Source organism: Alkalimonas sp. (assembly GCF_020831925.1).
In the GTDB taxonomy this organism is placed as follows: domain Bacteria; phylum Pseudomonadota; class Gammaproteobacteria; order Enterobacterales; family Alteromonadaceae; genus Alkalimonas.
In genome coordinates, this window is record NZ_JAFIFQ010000133.1 from 1 (window position 1) to 1,103 (window position 1,103).

Below are 1,103 nucleotides of genomic sequence, written 5' to 3' on the forward strand. Positions count from 1 at the left end.
CGTTTGACTTCCTCGCGTAAAAAATCCGGGTTGGGCTGTTTTAAATCGCGCAGCAGGCTTTGCAGTGTGGTGTAGCGCTGCTGCAGATCAAAAGCCACGCCTTTTTCCAGCGCCCGATCAAACCACAGCGGAATGCGCGGGTTGTGCTCGCGGGCCGGGATGTAGCGCAAGCGATCAAAATCGCTGGCGGTGCGGCAATCCTCTATTTTACTGCCATAAGGCAGCTGGCCGGTAAAGAGCTCGTAGCAGATGGTGGCCAGCGAATAGACATCGCCCTGAATGCCGGAGTTATGGCCTTGCAGGTACAAAGGATCGGAATAACTGGCGGTGCCAAGCGCCGCCTCGTGCTCCAGCGGCACAAAAATCTCTGCCACGCCGGCCACAAAGACCGAGCCAAAATCGACAATTTTCACCTGCTCATCGGCGGTGACCAAAATATTGCCTGGTTTGAGATCCTGGTGAATGGCCTCACAATCATGAAACGCCTGCAGACCTTTGGTAATTTGTTCCACCAGCTTAATGGCCCGGCCCGGCTTGATTGGCTGGTGTTGCTGCATCCACTGCTCCAGGCTTTGCCCTGCCACATACTCCATCAAATAGTACAAGAAGCTGCGCGGCCGGCTTTGCCGGATCACGTTCACCACATAAGGGCTTTGGATACGACTGCCAATCCATTCCTCACGAATAAAGCGGTCAATGTAATTGGGATCGTCGCTGTAATTGACCGAGGGGCATTTTAAAATCAACGGCTGGCCGCTCTCGGTATTCGTATCGGTATCGGTCACCAGATACAGATGGCTGCGTTCGCTGGCGTAGAGCTCGCGCTCAATGCGATAGCCATCCACCTTCATACCGGGTGCCAGCACCGGCGGAAACGGCAGCCGGGTTAAACGCTCGTTGTAATCGTCGATGCTCTCTGCTGGCAGGGCATCCACCCGGGCCAGTACCACAGAGATATTGTCATCCGAGCCTTGCTTGAGCGCCAGTTCGGTTAACGCCTGGACTTTTTGCTCTGCGGTGGTATCGGCCAGCAGCTGCTCCCGCAATTGCTGCTCCGTGACAAAATCGTGCAAGCCGTCGGAGCTTAACACAAACCAATCCCC

1 protein-coding gene is annotated in these 1,103 nt (G+C 55.3%); it reads right to left on the reverse strand.

Annotation, left to right across the window (positions count from 1 at the left end; genetic code table 11):
- A partial coding sequence (locus tag JJU14_RS16625; protein WP_366914916.1) for a protein kinase occupies positions 1-1,091 on the reverse strand: 1,091 nt, incomplete at its 3' end.
- Positions 1,092-1,103 lie beyond the last annotated feature (12 nt).